We start from the raw sequence: 17,176 nt of genomic DNA, 5'->3' as shown, positions 1-17,176 counted from the left end.
GGATTTCGAAGAACAAGATAGCGGGTAATGCAGATTTTCTGTCTAAAGAGCGGATACACTGAGTGCCACAATGATGATCAATGGGTGGGAAGGAAAAGTCAGTGGACAATGAAAAAATCAAACATTTGCAGGGCGTTAGTGAGAAAGCCAGAGCGGTGATGGAGCGTGAGAAGATCGATGCTCTGGTCGTCACCCTGTGCGATAACTTTTATTACCTCACCGGTTTTGCCAGTTTCTTTATGTATACCTTCCGCCATACCGGTGCGGCGGTGGCGGTATTATTTCGCGATCCCCACTTACCGTCACTGATCATCATGAATGAATTTGAAGCCGCTGGCGTAACTTTTGATATGCCTAATGTGGAGCTGAAAACCTTCCCGGTATGGGTAGACGTCGACGATCCCTTTAATCCAGAGCAATCGAATAAACGGCGAGAGCGCCCGATTGGCCCGCCGGTAACGGCCGTCTTCAATTTGTTAAAAGCGGCATTGTGTGATGCTGGCGTATTGGATAAAAAAATTGCCATCGAATTAAATGCGATGTCTCACGGTGGCAAAACTGTATTGGATCGCGTTGCGCCTGGGGTGCAGTGGGTAGATTCTACGCCGATTTTCAATGAAATCCGGGTGATTAAAAGTCCGTGGGAAATAGCCTATCTACGTAAAAGCGCAGAGATCACCGAATATGGCATTACGGAAGCCAGTAAACTAATTCGGCACGGCTGCACATCATCTGAGTTAACCGCAGCCTATAAAGCTGCCATTATGCAGCACCCAGAAACCAACCTTTCACGCTTTCATCTGATCAGCATCGGCGAGAATTTTGCACCTAAGCTAATAGCAGAAACCGCCGGGGCGCAGCATAGCGATCTGATTAAATTTGATTGTGGCGTGGACGTCGCCGGATATGGCGCTGATATTGCCCGAACCATGGTGCTTGGGCAAGCTACGCCGTTGGTTCAGCGAATTTACGACAGCATTCGTCTTGGACATGAACACATGCTGAGTATGGTCGCGCCCGGCGTCGCGTTAAAAGATGTATTTGATTCTACGATGGATGTTATCCGGAAATCAGGCTTGAAGCAGTACAACCGTGGTCATTTGGGGCATGGCGACGGAGTCTTCCTCGGTTTGGAAGAGGCGCCATTTGTCAGCACGCAGGCGACGGAAGTGTTCCAGCCCGGTATGGTTATGAGCCTGGAAACGCCTTACTACGGCCACGGAGTGGGCGCTATCATGATCGAGGATATGATATTGGTCACTGAGACAGGCATTGAGTTCTTGAGCAAATTGCCGCGAGAACTGGTTTCCCTTCCGCTCTGATGGTCCTGGAAATCTGAGTAAGATTTCAGCATGAAAATAAGTGATACGAAGCTGGTAGGCGATGATGGCTGCCAGCATTTACGGCATCAGTCGGGTACAGGCAGGAGAAGAAAATGCGGTATATGAATATTATTCTTAAAAGAGTCTACGATGTTCATCCTCCTTATGATCCCGATACTTTTCTAATAGATCGTCTGTGGCCACGTGGAATAACTAAAGTTCGGCTGAACGGTGTTATCTGGCTTAAAGAGATCGCCCCAACGAATGAACTGCGGAAACAGTTTCATCAACAAGGTGATTGGCCGGCTTTTGTAAAAGATTACACGATGCAATTAAATAGCAATGCTGTTGTATGGCGTCCGTTGCTTGAAATAGCAAAGGAGAGACCACTGACTTTGCTCTACGGTAGCAAAGACGCGCAGCATAATCACGCTATCGTATTGAGAAACTATTTGCATGCTTATTGCGAATGATTTAATGAAAAGAGGGAGGAGATATAAACAGATAATTCGGGTTTGGAATGAGGAGGAATAAGGTTTGAATGATTGCTACCGTTGCCTACACATAATCCACTCTGCCTTTAATTAAAAGTTGAGAAAATTCTTATTCTAGCGTGACGGAGATAATTAGGTTTTTTCCTAGCTATTGTCATTAACTCAACAAAATTTAATGCTATGCGGCTATTGCTTGACCCTTCATTGAACATCCCCCCCATTAGACTCAATCAAAAAAATGACATCATTGATTAATATGAAAAATAGAACGCTAACCAATTCAATAGATTAGCCCTGAATAGGGCGGGCTATGGATGATAAAAGCACGTGTCTATAAAAAATCAATAAGCTTATTGGAATAAATGAATTTCCCTATCTTTTAATATAAATATTCTTTTCCGTAATTATATCTAGGTCAATAAACTACTTATTTCTAGGCGCGTTCTGCTTTATTTTGACATCTTGTTATGCAACTTGTTGAATTTTAAGTTTTTTTGTTGTTTTTTCAAATCTTCATTTTGTCTGCTTGGCGCGATATTTTGCGCTAAGGAATTGCGTAAATTTGGACTATTCAGTTGTTTATTGTGCTTTATGTGGCAAGAATGCAGGTGGATGGCCTTTAAATATCGGTTAAGTCAGGCTATTGACCTTACTTTTTGAATAAATTATCTTTGTAAGAAATCGACAGGCGTATTTTCTTTAAGATACTATAATTAACATCTTGCAATCTTTTCATCTCAGCTGAATCTCACCTTGTTTTTATTGGGATACGGATGTTGCTCGATAGTGCTGTTTTATCATTAAACAAAACGTTCGCTAAAGGGTTATAAAATGAGTAAAGCGATATTAACGCTGCTGCGTCCATTTCAAAGACCCAGAATGACTTTATTGGCATTATTTGTTTCAGGGCTAGCAGTTAATCCAGTTGTCGCAGATACACACTATGATTCATTAATTATTCAAGCAAGGGATGGCAATACCACGCCAATTCTAGATTTTCTACAAAAAGCGTCTTCTGCAGGAATGCTTAATAGCGGGCAGGTTGCCGACTGGCTACAAATTGCCGGTTGGGCAGGGCACGATAATGACGTTATTGCCATTTATCAACGTTATCAATCCAGTATGCAAATACCGGCCAGAGGATTGGCTGCGGTCGCGCGCGCCTATCGTAATCAAAAACGTTGGGATCAGGCGTTAGCACTTTGGCAGGCCAGCCTGAAAGCTGATCCTAATAACACCGAATTGATCAGTGCGATGATCATGACTCAGGCTGACGCCGGTCGTGATAAAGAGGCATTGCAAAAAGCCACCGAATTGGTGAAGAGAACGCCTTCTGCCCAGAGCTATCTGGCGCTGTCCTATTTGCACAGCGCGGCCAATCGTAACTACGCTGCACTGGAAGCGGCGACCAAGGCGATGGATTTTACACCGGTCTCCCCCGAAGTGATAAAGAACCATGTTGCCATGCTGCAAAAGAACCGTGTGGCGGCTCCCGCATTAAAAGTTGCGCAGGAAAATAGCAAACTATTCACTCCGGCGCAGATGCGGCAGCTTGAAAGAGACGCACTGGCGGAAAAAGTACGCCAGGCTAGCCTGCCGACACGCAGCGAACAACAGCGTTTTGATCTGGCCGATCAGGCGTTGGAACACTATCTGGCGCTGCTGATCGCGTGGCAGAACAACCCCGAAACCCAGACGGACTATCAACAGGCGCGTATTGACCGACTGGGGGCAATGTTGGCTCGCGCGCAAATGACCCGTCTGATTAACGATTATGAAGCGATGCAGCGTGAAGGTTATACCCTGCCAGGCTACGCGCAGCGCTGGGCGGCTAGCGCCTATATCGACCGTCGTCAGCCGGAAAAAGCGGCGGCCATTCTCAGCGACATGTACTTCAAAGACGGCAAAACCGTTGCGAAGAATATGGGACTGGAAGATATTGATGCCACTTATTACGCGTTGCTGGAGAGCGAGCAACTGGATAAAGCTCAGGCCTTTGCCAATGCGGTGAGCAATCAGGCACCTTATCAGCTGTTTATGTATAACCTGCCGGTCAGAACACCAAATGATGAATGGTTGGAGGGGCAGTTTTTGTTGGCCCAATCGGAAGTTAATTCTGATGAATTACCGGCGGCTGAACGTCGTTTAACCAAGCTGACCGGTACCGCGCCGGTCAATATGGATCTGAGAATTGCATTAGCCAAAGTGTATGCCACGCGCGGCTGGCCGCGTCGGGCAGAAAGAGAACTGAAGCAAGTTGAAAGCCTGGAGCCGAGCAGTATTACTCTTGAGGCGGCGCAGGCTGAAACCGCGCTGGAGTTGCAAGAATGGCGGCAGTTTGAATTACTGATTGACGATCTGGTTGCCCGCGTGCCGGAAAACGTCACAACTCAGGAGCTGGCTCGTCAACGTCAGATTCGCCATATGTCGGAGCTGCGCATTTCCGGCGGACGCACTTTGGCATCGGATAGTCCACTCAGCGGTAAAAACGATCAGGGCATTGAGGCGCTATTGTATAGCCCGCCCATTGATGAAAACTGGCGCGTATTTACCGGCGGTTCCTTTGATAATAGCCATTTCGAAGAAGGCCGTGGCATCAACCGGGTGCTACGTTTAGGGGCCGAATTTACTGCTCGCAATAACTGGGTAGAAGCTGAGGTCGCCAACCATAATTATGGTTATGGCAATAAGGTCGGCGGGCGCTTATCCGCTTGGCATGACTTCAATGACCATTGGCGCATCGGAGGTTCTGCGGAGAAACTGGCAAAAAACACGCCGCTTCGTGCCTTGAAAAATAACGTTAATTCGGACAGCGCAAACCTGTTTGTCCGTTGGAATGGCAGCGATCGTCAGGATGCACAGCTAAGCGTGACACCGTCACACTTCTCTGACGGTAACCATCGTTGGGAATACGCGTTCAACGGTCGCCAGCGGGTGTATACCGCGCCGTACTTGGCCGTCGATCTGAATCTGGATTTGTCCAGTAGCCAAAATACCAAAGAAGACACCTTGTATTACAACCCGAAAAGGGACTTCTCTGCCGTGCCGTCGCTAACTTTCGACCACATTATGTACCGTCGTTATAAAACCGTCTGGAGCCAACAGCTTCAGCTCGGAGCCGGGACGTATTGGGAAAAAAATTACGGAACCGGAGCCGTAACCTCCGTGGGTTATGGACAGCGCATTCAGTGGAATGACGTAGTGGATACCGGTGTTTCCGTAACCTGGGATAAGCGCCCGTACGATGGGAAACGGGAACGTGACGTCCAGCTATCTTTTGACATGAACTATCGCTTTTAAGGAATCCTCGCCATGCCGACATTCTCATTCTTAATCCGGCTGCTCGTGGTTGGGATAGTAACGCTGGTGCCTGCCTCTTACGCGGAGTCAGATATTCCAGAGTTTACCCCACCGGCGATGCGGACGTTGCCGCAAAGTGAAAAACCTTGGAAAACCAATGACTTTGTGGTTATCGCCTACCACGACGTGGAAGACGTAGCTGCCGATCAGCGCTACCTCAGCGTGCGTAGCAGCGCATTGAACGATCAATTTGCCTGGCTGCGGAACAATAACTATGTTCCGGTCTCCATTGAGCAGATTTTAACCGCGCGTAATGGCGGTAAACCTTTGCCGAAAAAGGCCGTTTTACTGACGTTTGATGACGGTTACAGCAGCTTTTACGAAAGAGTTTATCCGCTGTTGATCGCCTATAACTGGCCGGCCTTATTGGCACCGGTTGGCACTTGGTTGGATACGCCGATGGATAAAAAGGTGAACTTTGGCGGATTAATGACTGACCGCAAGCGCTTTGCTACCTGGGATCAGATCCGCGAAATGTCGCGCTCTGGTTTAGTCGAAATTGGTGCGCATACCTATGCTTCTCACTATGGTGCCAACGGCAACCCGCAAGGGAATACCGAACCGGCGGCGGTGAGCCGTATTTACGATCGTAAAACTCAAACCTACGAATCGGAAGCCGCTTATCGTCAACGCATGGAAAAAGACGTGGCGCTGATTACTGAGCGGATCAAACAGGCTACGGGAAAATCGCCGCGGGCTTGGGTCTGGCCGTATGGTGCGGCAGGGGGCACGGCGCTGGAAATTGTCGCCAACCACGGTTATCAACTGGCCTTCACGTTGGAGCCGGGTATTGGCAACGTGAATAATTTAATGAGTATTCCACGCATTTTGATCAGCAATAATCCTCCCATCAAAGATTTTGCGCAGTCCGTCAATAGCGTGCAGGAAAAAGAGATCATGCGCGTGGCGCACGTTGATCTGGATTATCTCTACGATCCCGATCCTGTCCAGCAAGGGAAAAATCTGGATAAACTGATTCAGCGCATTTATGACCTTCGGATAAATACCGTGTTCCTACAGGCATTCTCTGATCCAAAAGGCGACGGGAATATTCGTCAGGTGTATTTCCCTAACCGTTGGATACCGATGCGTGCTGATTTGTTTAACCGGGTTTCATGGCAGCTGGCCTCTCGCGCTGAGGTGCGGGTTTATGCCTGGATGCCGGTTCTGGCCTTCGAAATGGATCCTAAACTGCCGCGCATTCAACGGATAAATATTGAAACCGGAAAGGTTGATGTCGATCCCAAGGCGTATCATCGCCTGACGCCGTTTAATGCGGTCAACCGTCAGCGCATTATTGAAGTGTATGAAGATTTGGCGCGTTATGCGCCGTTCTCAGGCATTCTATTCCACGATGACGCTCTGATGAGCGATTTTGAGGATGCTTCTCCGGATGCGATGGCGGCTTACAAAAAGGCCGGTTTCCCTGATTCCATTCAGGCTATTCGTCAGAACCCGGAAACCTTCAACCGCTGGACTCGGTTTAAGAGCCAGTATTTAACTGATTTCACCAATCAGTTAATGGAGCACACCAAAGCGATTCGTGGGCCGCAGATTAAATCTGCCCGCAATATCTACGCTATGCCGATTATCGATCCGAAAAGTGAAGCCTGGTTTGCCCAAAACTTCGATGAGTTCCTGGCGAATTATGACTGGGTAGCACCGATGGCGATGCCGTTGATGGAAGGCGTGCCAATGTCTAAATCTGACGAATGGCTGGCGAATATGGTGAAAACCGTGGCTAAACGGCCGGGGGCTTTGGATAAAACCGTCTTTGAATTGCAAGCCTTGAACTGGAGAAAAGCCGAGGGGCAGGCTGAAATCAGCGGCGAAGTGTTGGCTGATTGGATGCGCCAATTGCAGCTTAATGGCGCGCAAAACTTTGGTTACTACCCGGATAACTTCATTACCAGCGAACCACAGCTGGAGACTATCCGTCCTGCGCTCTCATCAGCCTGGTACCCACTCAAATGACAGATAGAATAATTGCTTTTATTATCTTATGTTTAGTGTTGAGTATCCCAGCGGGAATGGTATTGATGTTCACCGGGGATGTTCTGCTCAACTTCGTGTTTTTCTACCCGTTATTTATGTCAGGAATCTGGATAACCGGAGGGGTCTACTTCTGGCTACGTCGTGAGCGGCATTGGCCGTGGGGGGACGATGTTGAACCACCGGAACTGAAAGGTAATCCGCTGGTTTCCATTCTTATCCCATGCTTTAACGAGGGATTGAACGCGCGGGAGACCATTCACGCGGCGCTGGCGCAGACCTATCAGAATATCGAAGTGATCGCCATTAATGATGGCTCCAGCGACAACACCGGCGAAGTGTTGGATGAACTGCAAAAGGAAGATAGCCGCCTGAGGGTGCTGCATCTGGCTCAAAACCAGGGTAAAGCGGTTGCTCTGCAAATGGGCACAGCCGCCGCGCGCAGTGAATATCTGGTGTGCATCGATGGGGATGCGCTGCTGGATAAACATGCGGTGCCGTATTTGGTTGCTCCGATGATTGAAAATCCACGGGTGGGGGCAGTGACGGGAAACCCGCGTATTCGTACCCGTTCCACATTAATTGGGCGTATTCAGGTCGGGGAGTTTTCTTCCATTATCGGTCTGATTAAGCGCACTCAGCGGGTGTATGGGCAGGTATTCACCGTTTCCGGCGTTGTTGCGGCTTTCCGCCGTAGGGCGCTGGCCGACGTGGGATATTGGAGTCCAGACATGATTACCGAAGATATCGATATCAGCTGGAAGTTACAGGTGCGGCATTGGGCAGTGTTCTTTGAACCGCGCGGCCTGTGCTGGATTCTGATGCCAGAAACCTTGCGGGGATTGTGGAAACAACGTTTGCGTTGGGCGCAGGGCGGTGCAGAAGTGTTCCTGAAGAATATGTTCAAGCTGTGGCGCTGGCGTAATCGTCGGATGTGGATACTGTTCCTCGAATATTCGCTTTCTATTACCTGGGCCTTTACCTACGCCATCAGTATTCTGTTGTTCTTCGTTGGCTTTGTGGTGCCATTGCCGCCGGGTATTCATGTGGAGAATATATTCCCGCCGGCGTTTACCGGCATGGTGCTAGCATTGACCTGTTTGCTCCAGTTCGCCATTAGTTTGGTAATTGAACGCCGTTATGAGCCGAAACTGGGCATGTCGCTGTTCTGGATCATTTGGTATCCGATGGTGTACTGGATGCTGAGTTTATTTACTACGCTGGTCGCTTTCCCAAAAGTGATGCTGAAAGTGAAACGTAAGCGTGCCCGGTGGGTCAGTCCGGATCGCGGTATTGGGAGAATCAAAGAATGAGTGCGCCTCTGATTCAAACCGAGCAGCGTTTGCTGCCGAAATTGATAGATATCATCATTACCGCGTTTGCCTGGTGCGGTTTTATCTATCTGTTTGTCAATGGGTTGCTTGCCACTGTCCATCATGCCCCGCACGCGGGGACGATTCCGCTGCATATCTATCTGCTGGAAGGGTTAAGTACCATCGTGATTTATTTACTGATTGCGCTATTTAACGCCTTGGTACTGATTGCGTGGGCGAAATATAACCAGGTTCGTTGGCGGGTTGAGCGTCGTCAGCATCGTCCTCATTTAGAGGATCATGAATTAGCCAGCACCTTATCGGTTCAGGCTGAATTAATTGCTGAATTAAAAGGCGGTAATAATTTCGTTCTGTATAACGATGAGGATGGACGTTTGGTGGATGTGAAACTCGGCAACCGTCATTAAGTTAAATATTCTGAGATAAGCATCCCTCGGCCAGGCTGGGGGATGCTGACTTTATCCTGATGCTTTATCATCGGTGAGTGGTTAGGATTCTTCGTTATCATCGCCGTAATATAAGGTGCCGATGCGGATGATATCTCGCCCCTGCGTTTTGCGGTGTAGATTGGAATCGCGTAGGGAATAAATGCAGCCACAATATTCCTGCTGATAGAATTTTTCCCGCTTACTGATTTCAATCATGCGCGATGAACCGCCCATTTTTCGCCAGTTATAATCCCAATAACGTATCCCCGGATATTTATCCGCCGCACCTTTGCCACAGTCATTTATTTGCTGCATATTTTTCCAGCGGGAAATGCCCAATGAGCTGGAAATGACGTTAAAACCGTGTTCATAGGCATATAGCGCAGTGCGTTCAAAACGCATATCGAAACACATGGTGCAGCGAATGCCTCGCTCAGGTTCCTTCTCCATCCCTTTGGCGCGTTCGAACCAGTTATCGCTATCGTAATCGGCGTCAATAAAAGGAATATTATGCTTCTCCGCGAAGCGGATATTCTCGTCTTTACGGATCAAATATTCACGTTTGGGATGAATATTCGGATTATAAAAGAAGATGGTGTACTCGATGCCTGACGCATTTAGTGCTTCCATAACTTCGCCGGAGCAAGGCGCGCAGCAGGAATGGAGCAGAAGTTTACTCTGGTTATCAGGCAGCGTGAGCTTGGGACGAATAAAGTCAGGCATATTTTTAACCGTAAATTTAAGTAGTTAGCCTTAAGTGTGTCGTATTCTTTTCTTTGGGTAAATCATTTTACGTTTATTACACCCCATTTAGGAATAAATGCAACAGCGAGAGCGGAATCGTTTACCGTTGATTTCATGATCAATAGTTGACGAATAATACTGTCGCGTTCCTCCTTTTTTCTTTCGCTTATGCTAGCTTGGAACCGGGAAAAAGATGGCGAGCGTTTTCAATGTATAAAGAGGGATAGCCGTGAGATTAAATGAGTTTGGACAAGCAATTGGCGACGAATTGGCAGATTGGCAAGGCGCATTGTTACCGCAAAAAGAAGTGCTGAACGGTCGTTTCTGTTATCTGGAACCCGTCAATATGGCCAAGCATGAAAAACAGCTGTATCAGGCTTATCACAGTATAGAAGATGACCGCGATTGGACTTATCTCTTCAAAGCGCGTCCGGAAACAGAGGCTGAGTTTCATGACTATATGCTAAGCATGATTAACGCTACCGATGCCGTGCATTATGCCGTGATGGATACGCATGGAGGCCATGTAATAGGCACAGTGGCTTTGATGCGTATTGATAATAACAATGGCGTAATTGAGATAGGCTCGGTTAATTGGTCTCCATTACTGAAAAGAAACTCTGCCGGAACCGAAGCCATATATCTTTTACTCAGCTACGTGTTCGATACCTTAGGTTATCGCCGTTGTGAATGGAAATGTGATTCCTGCAATGAGCCTTCTCGGAATGCGGCTAAACGCTATGGTTTTAAATACGAAGGCCAATTCAGACAGGCCATAGTGGTAAAAGGGCGTAATAGAGATACCGATTGGTTCTCGATTATCGATGGTGAATGGCCGGAGGTTAAACGAGCGATAACACAATGGTTATCCACAGAAAATTTCACTGCTGACGGAAAACAAAAGAGACGCTTACAGGATTTTCAAACGGCGATTTAAGCTATTCGCTGCCTTGAGTTATTCAGGCGATTGCGTGTTCTATGAGCAGGGAGGCTTATAGGGTTAATGTGTACATTGGCACTATTGTCGATTGCTATTATGTTGGAGACAGGCAAAGGGTAAATAACGGAAACCGACCATGTTCTAATAAGAACAAAAAACGTACAGCATAAATAAATTATATTTTTTACACTTGCAGCACGCGAAATGTGAGAGTGTCATTATACTGTAATCATCTGGCGGTAATTTTCACACGGTGTACAGCTTAGGCTGTTGTTTATCACTGCGAGGATCGCTAATGGTAAAGTCCTTGTTTGGGCTGTTGAGACAAAACCAAGTATTTACTACAGAAACTCGTTGTAACGAGGGCCGGCTCACCGACCCTGAATTGTCAACCAAGATCCAAAACCCTCCCTCTGATTTTTTATGTTCATCCCTGATAAGTTCCTCCTGCATTAATCTGAACCAGACAAAACCCAGTACGGTTTATCGTTCAGGTTATTTGCATTTTTTATTGGCTCTTATTGGCTGCAAAGGAAGCCAAAACCTAATCCGTATGTGAAACATAATCGCGCAGGCAATGACTGCTGCGGTAGGTGAAACAAACTGTAAGGTGCCACTATGGGAAGACAAAAAGCAGTGATCAAAGCTCGTCGTGAAGCGAAACGCGTGATTAGACGTGATTCACGTAGTCATCGTCAACGTGAGGAAGAGAATGTGACATCGTTAGTTCAAATGGGCGGTGTTGAATCTATCGGTATGGCGCGAGACAGCCGCGATACCTCCGCTATTTTGGCACGAACCGAAGCTCAGGGTCATTACTTGGAAGCCATAGCCAGTAAACAGCTCATCTTTGCCACCGGCGAAGCGGGATGCGGTAAGACTTTTATTAGTGCTGCCAAAGCTGCGGAAGCGCTAATTCATAAAGAGATAGATAGGATTATTGTTACCAGACCTGTATTGCAGGCTGATGAAGATCTGGGTTTCCTGCCCGGTGATATTTCCGAGAAGTTTGCGCCTTATTTCCGTCCGGTTTATGACATTCTACTACGCCGTTTAGGATCGTCATTTATGCAATACTGCCTGCGCCCGGAAATCGGTAAAGTTGAGATTGCTCCCTTTGCCTATATGCGCGGACGGACGTTTGAAAATGCGGTAGTGATTCTGGATGAAGCTCAGAACGTAACCGCCAGTCAGATGAAAATGTTTCTGACCCGATTGGGTGAAAATGTGACGGTAATCGTTAACGGTGATGTTACCCAATGCGATTTACCGCGCGGCGTGAAATCTGGCCTCAGTGATGCGCTGGAACGTTTCTCCGAGGATGAAATGATCGGCATTATTCGTTTCGACAAACAAGACTGCGTGCGTTCCGCATTGTGCCAACGCACATTAAATGCCTATACCTGATAATACTGTCGCGAGATGCTAAAACAGATTGATGGACGCGGAGCTATTTTAGAATCGACGGTGGGATAGGTTGGAATAAACGCTAGCGTAATTGGCAGTACAACCGCTAGCCGTTCAACAGGTAGGTTGTACGACAGACTATTTTAATGTTCTACAGGCCTCCGATATTACTATCGGGGGCCTGATTTTTTCACCGCTGTCAGGTATTTTTGCTAAAAAAATGACTCTTGTGCCGAAATATTATCGTCAAACATGAGATTTGTCGCTTTGAAGCGCAAGGATTCCAAACGATAAAATATTGGCCTTATTTGCATCATTCAATTTCGCTGGCGTGAATCCTCAGGCCTTATTAGCACTGGCTACGAGAGTGAATCAGCAAAATCTGGGCGACTCTTTGGTTATTTAACCCAAATGATGTTCATGATAAAACGCCTGGGCTTAATGCTGCCTTAATAAAGAGTGAGAAGAGGTGAGATATGGAAATAACCACTCGTCTCATTGGTGTGTCGTCATTAAAAATAGGGAAACCACGGGCAGGTCTGCTATTGGGTCTGATATTGTTGGTGGGATGCACCTCGCAGCAGCAACCACCGATGGAACAGCAGAGCGATAAATATCAATATCGGGTTGGGCACGAAGTACGTTCTTTGGTTTCTTTCGATGGAGAACAGAATTATGACTGATGTGTGTCCAATGGGATATTGGATGCCATAGAACAGCGTTTATTTGGCACAGTGCATTTATTCAGTTAACAGCTAGTCAGGCATCGTCGGATATAAATAAAAAGGGCAAGCCATAAGCTTGCCCTAGATTATTTGTGTCGATTCGGAATTACAGCATTATGGTCATCATATAAGCGGCGAACAGTGCCAAATGCGCCGTGCCGTTTAACACGTTGGTTCTCCCGCTGGAGAACGACACCTGACAAAGCACTAATACGCTGACCATCACCACCATATGGGGGGCTTCCAGACCAAAGGTTAATTCCTGTCCGGTTAATACCGCAATCAGGGTAACGGCTGGAACCGTCAGGGAAATAGTGGCTAATACGGAACCGAAGAATAGGTTCATTGCCCGCTGAACCTGATTAGCCAATACGGCTTTCAATGCGCCCAAACCTTCTGGTGACAGGATTAATAAGGCGATCAGGAAGCCGGTAAATTTGGCCGGCGCATTCAGTTCAGTCAATAAACTTTCCAGCGGGTTGGCGTCAAACTTGGTGACCGCAATAACGGCGATCAGGTGTACCAGCAGCCAGCAGGTATGCCATAGGCTACTGTGTGATGAAGGTTTTCCGTGGTGCGGATCGCTCGGATCATCGCTTTCATCTTCGTGTTCATAGACAAACAGACTTTGGTGAGTCTTGGTTTGAATAACCAGGAAGACGCCGTACATGGCCGCAGAAATCATTGCTACGACTAGCGCTTGCGCGACGCTGAAATTTCCGTCGGGTAGGGTAGAAGGCAAAACCAGAACAATAATGGCTAATGGGAATATTGCCATTAAATATTGTTTGATGCCGACTAAATTAACGTGCTGAGTGGCAAATTTTCGGCCGCCCAAAAGCAGAGACACACCGACCAGCCCACCAATCACAATCATAATAATGGAATATAACGTATCCCGCATTAGCGCTGGGGCAGCGTCACCCGTGGCCATCATAGCGGAAATTAAGCTCACCTCCAGTACCACGACGGAGAGGCTAAGAATCAGCGATCCGTAGGGTTCACCGAGGCGATGAGCCAGCACGTCGGCATGGCGAACCACGCTGAAAGCGCTGCTAAGAATGGCGACCAGAGCAATCAGGTTAATGACAATGATAGCGGTGAAGTTGTTGGTATCGCCCCAGACGTTGAGAATAGCCAATGCGATAACAGGTAAAATCAGGGAATACTCATGATGGCGAGATTTAGATCGGCCAGGATCGTTTTGCGACTTCATTTGAGGTGCGCTCCTTATTATTTTATAGCTCTAAAGTGGCGTTAACTCCGTTTGACGCACATAAAGCGACTATTTACAAAAAAAAGAGACTAAGATTAGCAAATAACAAGGGTTTGGCAGAGTTTCTTTACACGTTTTTTAAAAAACAATGATATTTGGTTAATTAGCTTATTAAGAATGGACATATCAGGGCGATATGTCCAAGTGGATATAGGATTTATTTCGAAATTTAACCGTCGAGATTATCCATCACATCATGGCGCTTCTGATGGTAAGCCTCTTCATTCATCCCTTCGCGCCAGTAAGGGACGGCGTAAAGCTGTTCGCGTTCACAGCCTTTTTCGCGGCGCAAATAGCGGCGTAGTAGCACCACTAACTTGTCTTCACCGGCCAGCCAAAACATCACATTTTCCGTAGGCAAGGCGAAAGAACAGAATTGAGTGACGATTTCATGAGTTTTCTCGGTTCCTCCGATAACCCAATTTAGCTCAACGCCAGCTGGTTTATCTAAATCCAGCACATCATGCGCGCTATCTACGCGCACGATGACCTGACCTTGCGCGTGAGCAGGCAAGGTTTCCAACAGAGCGGCGATAGCTGGCAGGGAGGAAGGGTCGCCAACCAGATAATAATGCAGTGCTGGAGGTAACATCGGCTGTGGGCCACCGGGATTGCTGATGCCGATCCAGTCATTTTTCTGAGCATGGCGGGCAAAATCTACCGCCGGACCTGGATGATCGTGCATGGCGAATTCAATATCAATTTCACCGGAAGCAGGGCGCACCGCGCGTACCGTATAGGTGCGTACAATCGGCCGCATTTCCCCCTCCGGCCAGATAGGGCCTTTATCGGTCAACACCGGCAATGCGGGTTGGGTTTGTCCCGGCTGAGGCAAAAATACTTTCAGATGCGAAGCGGCGCAGTCTGCTGGATAGTCAGCTAATGAATCACTGTGGAAAGTAATACGTCGCAGGTGTGGTGAAATATCCAGCACTTCTTTAACTTGTATCAAACGAGGTGGCGTCGGGCGTTTCGCGGGCTGATTGGCGGTGGTGTCTGTAGTCACTCTCTCATCCTTTTCATTCTATTGGATATTCAGCTAATTGGGGCGCAGCGGAATAGATGAAACAATTGTATCACTGAGTTGTGTGAATGATAATTATTTGCATGAACCGAAAGTGCTATAGAACGTGCCGTGACGGGATTATTGCGAATGACTATTAGGTTTGTAATTTATCTGGCTATGTATTCTGCTGCGTCATCCGACTCTGGCAGCGCAGAATATTAAATATCAGGTACTGGCAGAAGAAAGGGATCAAGGCGCTATCGATTATCAGATTTAAAAGTAGGCGGCGGGGAAATTCCTCCGCCCGTATTTATTTAGGATTTCAATCAAACTAGATCGTCATTATCCGGAGTAAATTGAATTCGTACTTCGGTGCCGCCTTCTGGCCGCTGGCGTATTTCACAGTGTCCGCCCAGATTGTTCGCGCGATCTTGCATAATCATCAGCCCGTAGTGGTTGGGCCGTGCGCTACTGTCGCCAATACCCAACCCATTATCCTGAACCACCATCACCACCTCATCGTTATCGCGATAAACCCGTATGGAAACCTCGGTAGCCTGAGCGTGTTTATAGATATTGCTCAAAGCTTCGCGAGCGACCTGCACCAAATGAATAGACTGATGAACAGGAACCCCATCATTAGGTAACTGATAATCTAGATTAACCGGAATACCGATACGTTCGCTGAACTCGGCGGCGGTTGCCTCTAACGCGGCGCTTAGCGTAGCTTCGCTCAGTTTAAGCCGGAAGGTGGTTAACAATTCTCTTAGCTGGCGATAGGCGATATTTAACTCTTCGCGCATTTGCTGCATCAATATCTGACTGGCTTCTGGCAGATCCCTGGTTTGCTGCTGCAGGCAACTTATCTGAATTTTCAGGCAGGAAAGGGATTGAGCAATAGAATCGTGGAGCTCGCGGGCAATGGCCGAGCGTTCGTTCATGAGTAGTAATTGCTGTTGATGTTTAGCCTGACTCTCAAGCGCCAGCGTACTGGTCAACTGTTCTACCAACATGTGGATCAGCTGCAACTGTTCATCACTCAAAGGGTGATTCACCGGCTGTTTAGCCAATAATAAGCCGTATTGTTCCAGCTTATCGCTCAGGCTCCAACTCAGGGATTCCCACTGTTGATCTGGCGTCAAGGCGTTCTCCAGCTCGTGACTGCTGATAATGGTTCCCTGGGCAGTATGCAGCGGGTTGGCCTGACCTTCGCCCCCATTTTTATACAGGCAAATCTGAATGTTTTTCAGCGGCGTTAATAACTTCAGCTGATTGATTATGGGTTCTAAACGATCCGCCAGCGGCTGGTGGGTATGTAATTCCTGGCTGCTTTGGTAAAGAAAGGCCAGCACCTGATTTTTCTGCTGTAAATCAGCGGTTTTTTCAGCCACTCGCTGTTCCAAGTCGGCATAAATCAATGAGAGTTCCTGCGACATGCGATTTAATGCCAGACCGAGTGTGCCCATTTCGTCACGGTGACGAGTCAGGGAATAACGATGGCTAAAATCCCCTCGGGCAATGGCATTAGCCATGGTGATCAGTTGCAGCCATGGGCGAAGCAAACGGCGACGTAGATAAAAGGTTGTGGCGAGAAGCAGGATCAGGGTCAGCGCGATGAAAATCCATTGGATGACGGATACCAGAACAATACGCTGTTCCGTTTTGTGATCGATGGCGAGTACCAGTGCATCCAATTGGTGGACGAAATTGGCAACCTGCTCAGCCGCGTCTTCGGGGCGTTGAGCCTGCTGTAAACGAGGTTTAAGAGTTTGGATCCAGTACTGATTTAGTCGCTGGTACTGTTCGGTTAATCCTTCCCGCTGTAGGGATTGTTGCAGGTCAGCGCTGGTTTTATCCTGCTCCAGCGCATCGAGATAGGGTAAATCATGGCTATCCAGCGGCACCATCGACAGCAAACGGTAGCTTTGCATGCGTAGTGACCCGGCCTTATTGATAGCGTGGGCGTTACCCTGAATACTTTGAGCCATCCACGAAGAGATACTCATGCCGGCCAGTCCCAGCAGGCCTAAAAACAGCATTAGCAGGGCAACCTGATTAACAATCGGGATCAGGTAGCGTTTCATTCAGCGGAATTCCTTTGAGCAATAAACGCCGCTACCTTACCGTTTTTGTGGATAAAGTGTTAGT

The 17,176-nt window shown here is 47.7% G+C and carries 13 protein-coding genes; 9 read left to right on the top strand and 4 right to left on the bottom strand.

The genetic code is table 11. From position 1 onward, the window contains the following. Window positions 1–101 precede the first annotated feature (101 nt). The 6 genes from DBA33_RS08290 (at window position 102) to pgaD (ending at window position 8,909) form a co-directional block, all read left to right on the top strand. Window positions 102–1,322 (top strand): M24 family metallopeptidase, encoded by a 1,221-nt coding sequence (locus DBA33_RS08290; RefSeq protein WP_064513331.1) that lies wholly within the window; start codon window positions 102–104, stop codon window positions 1,320–1,322. Window positions 1,323–1,444: 122 nt separating this feature from the next. Further along, a complete protein-coding gene (locus tag DBA33_RS08285) occupies window positions 1,445–1,795 on the top strand; it encodes a DUF488 family protein (protein WP_120806253.1) in 351 nt (116 codons plus the stop codon). An 852-nt stretch (window positions 1,796–2,647) separates the two neighbouring features. Beyond that, window positions 2,648–5,116 carry a poly-beta-1,6 N-acetyl-D-glucosamine export porin PgaA gene (pgaA, locus tag DBA33_RS08280; RefSeq protein WP_120806193.1) on the top strand — a complete coding sequence of 823 codons (2,469 nt, stop codon included), beginning with the start codon at window positions 2,648–2,650 and terminating at the stop codon, window positions 5,114–5,116. A 12-nt stretch (window positions 5,117–5,128) separates the two neighbouring features. Next, window positions 5,129–7,150 (top strand): poly-beta-1,6-N-acetyl-D-glucosamine N-deacetylase PgaB, encoded by a 2,022-nt coding sequence (gene pgaB, locus DBA33_RS08275; protein WP_120806191.1) that lies wholly within the window; start codon window positions 5,129–5,131, stop codon window positions 7,148–7,150. After that, window positions 7,147–8,481: a poly-beta-1,6-N-acetyl-D-glucosamine synthase gene (gene pgaC, locus DBA33_RS08270; RefSeq protein WP_120806189.1), complete on the top strand. Its 1,335-nt coding sequence runs from the start codon at window positions 7,147–7,149 to the stop codon at window positions 8,479–8,481. Before pgaB ends, pgaC begins: the two co-directional genes overlap by 4 nt. Further along, complete coding sequence (gene pgaD, locus DBA33_RS08265; protein ID WP_064513342.1) at window positions 8,478–8,909, top strand: poly-beta-1,6-N-acetyl-D-glucosamine biosynthesis protein PgaD; 432 nt, start codon at window positions 8,478–8,480, stop codon at window positions 8,907–8,909. Before pgaC ends, pgaD begins: the two co-directional genes overlap by 4 nt. An 81-nt stretch (window positions 8,910–8,990) precedes the next feature. Here pgaD and DBA33_RS08260 read toward each other — a convergent pair whose 3' ends face one another. After that, window positions 8,991–9,653, bottom strand: a complete 663-nt coding sequence (locus DBA33_RS08260) for an epoxyqueuosine reductase QueH (protein ID WP_064513345.1) — start codon at window positions 9,651–9,653, stop codon at window positions 8,991–8,993. Between the two features lie 250 nt (window positions 9,654–9,903). Between DBA33_RS08260 and DBA33_RS08255 the strand changes: the two genes are divergently transcribed. The 3 genes from DBA33_RS08255 (at window position 9,904) to DBA33_RS08240 (ending at window position 12,704) form a co-directional block, all read left to right on the top strand. After that, window positions 9,904–10,611 (top strand): GNAT family protein, encoded by a 708-nt coding sequence (locus DBA33_RS08255; protein WP_064513347.1) that lies wholly within the window; start codon window positions 9,904–9,906, stop codon window positions 10,609–10,611. 621 nt (window positions 10,612–11,232) lie between these two features. Continuing rightward, on the top strand, window positions 11,233–12,021 hold the full coding sequence (gene phoH, locus DBA33_RS08245; protein WP_064513349.1) for a phosphate starvation-inducible protein PhoH: 789 nt from the start codon (window positions 11,233–11,235) through the stop codon (window positions 12,019–12,021). Window positions 12,022–12,497: 476 nt separating this feature from the next. Then, entirely contained in the window at window positions 12,498–12,704 is a 207-nt protein-coding gene (locus DBA33_RS08240; RefSeq protein WP_120806188.1) for a hypothetical protein, read from the top strand. 148 nt (window positions 12,705–12,852) lie between these two features. Here the strand turns inward: DBA33_RS08240 and chaA are convergent, their stop codons facing one another. The 3 genes from chaA to narX form a co-directional block, all read right to left on the bottom strand. Beyond that, window positions 12,853–13,962 carry a sodium-potassium/proton antiporter ChaA gene (gene chaA / locus DBA33_RS08235; RefSeq protein WP_064513354.1) on the bottom strand — a complete coding sequence of 370 codons (1,110 nt, stop codon included), beginning with the start codon at window positions 13,960–13,962 and terminating at the stop codon, window positions 12,853–12,855. 229 nt (window positions 13,963–14,191) lie between these two features. Next, window positions 14,192–15,028, bottom strand: coding sequence for a siderophore-interacting protein (locus DBA33_RS08230; RefSeq protein WP_064513356.1), 837 nt, complete (start codon window positions 15,026–15,028; stop codon window positions 14,192–14,194). Window positions 15,029–15,354: 326 nt separating this feature from the next. Then, complete coding sequence (gene narX / locus DBA33_RS08225; RefSeq protein WP_064513358.1) at window positions 15,355–17,112, bottom strand: nitrate/nitrite two-component system sensor histidine kinase NarX; 1,758 nt, start codon at window positions 17,110–17,112, stop codon at window positions 15,355–15,357. Window positions 17,113–17,176 lie beyond the last annotated feature (64 nt).

The organism is Yersinia sp. IP36721, assembly GCF_003634395.1.
Taxonomy (GTDB): Bacteria; Pseudomonadota; Gammaproteobacteria; order Enterobacterales; family Enterobacteriaceae; genus Yersinia; species Yersinia entomophaga.
This window is presented reverse-complemented; position numbering and strand designations above follow the sequence as displayed.

Excerpts from the sequence above, each read along its gene's own strand:
- DBA33_RS08285 (WP_120806253.1), top strand. The coding sequence starts at position 1,445 with ATGAATATTATTCTTAAAAGAGTCTACGATGTTCATCCTCCTTATGAT.
- pgaA (WP_120806193.1), top strand. The coding sequence starts at position 2,648 with ATGAGTAAAGCGATATTAACGCTGCTGCGTCCATTTCAAAGACCCAGA.
- pgaB (WP_120806191.1), top strand. The coding sequence starts at position 5,129 with ATGCCGACATTCTCATTCTTAATCCGGCTGCTCGTGGTTGGGATAGTA.
- pgaC (WP_120806189.1), top strand. The coding sequence starts at position 7,147 with ATGACAGATAGAATAATTGCTTTTATTATCTTATGTTTAGTGTTGAGT.
- pgaD (WP_064513342.1), top strand. The coding sequence starts at position 8,478 with ATGAGTGCGCCTCTGATTCAAACCGAGCAGCGTTTGCTGCCGAAATTG.
- DBA33_RS08260 (WP_064513345.1), bottom strand. The coding sequence starts at position 9,653 with ATGCCTGACTTTATTCGTCCCAAGCTCACGCTGCCTGATAACCAGAGT.
- phoH (WP_064513349.1), top strand. The coding sequence starts at position 11,233 with ATGGGAAGACAAAAAGCAGTGATCAAAGCTCGTCGTGAAGCGAAACGC.
- DBA33_RS08240 (WP_120806188.1), top strand. The coding sequence starts at position 12,498 with ATGGAAATAACCACTCGTCTCATTGGTGTGTCGTCATTAAAAATAGGG.
- chaA (WP_064513354.1), bottom strand. The coding sequence starts at position 13,962 with ATGAAGTCGCAAAACGATCCTGGCCGATCTAAATCTCGCCATCATGAG.
- narX (WP_064513358.1), bottom strand. The coding sequence starts at position 17,112 with ATGAAACGCTACCTGATCCCGATTGTTAATCAGGTTGCCCTGCTAATG.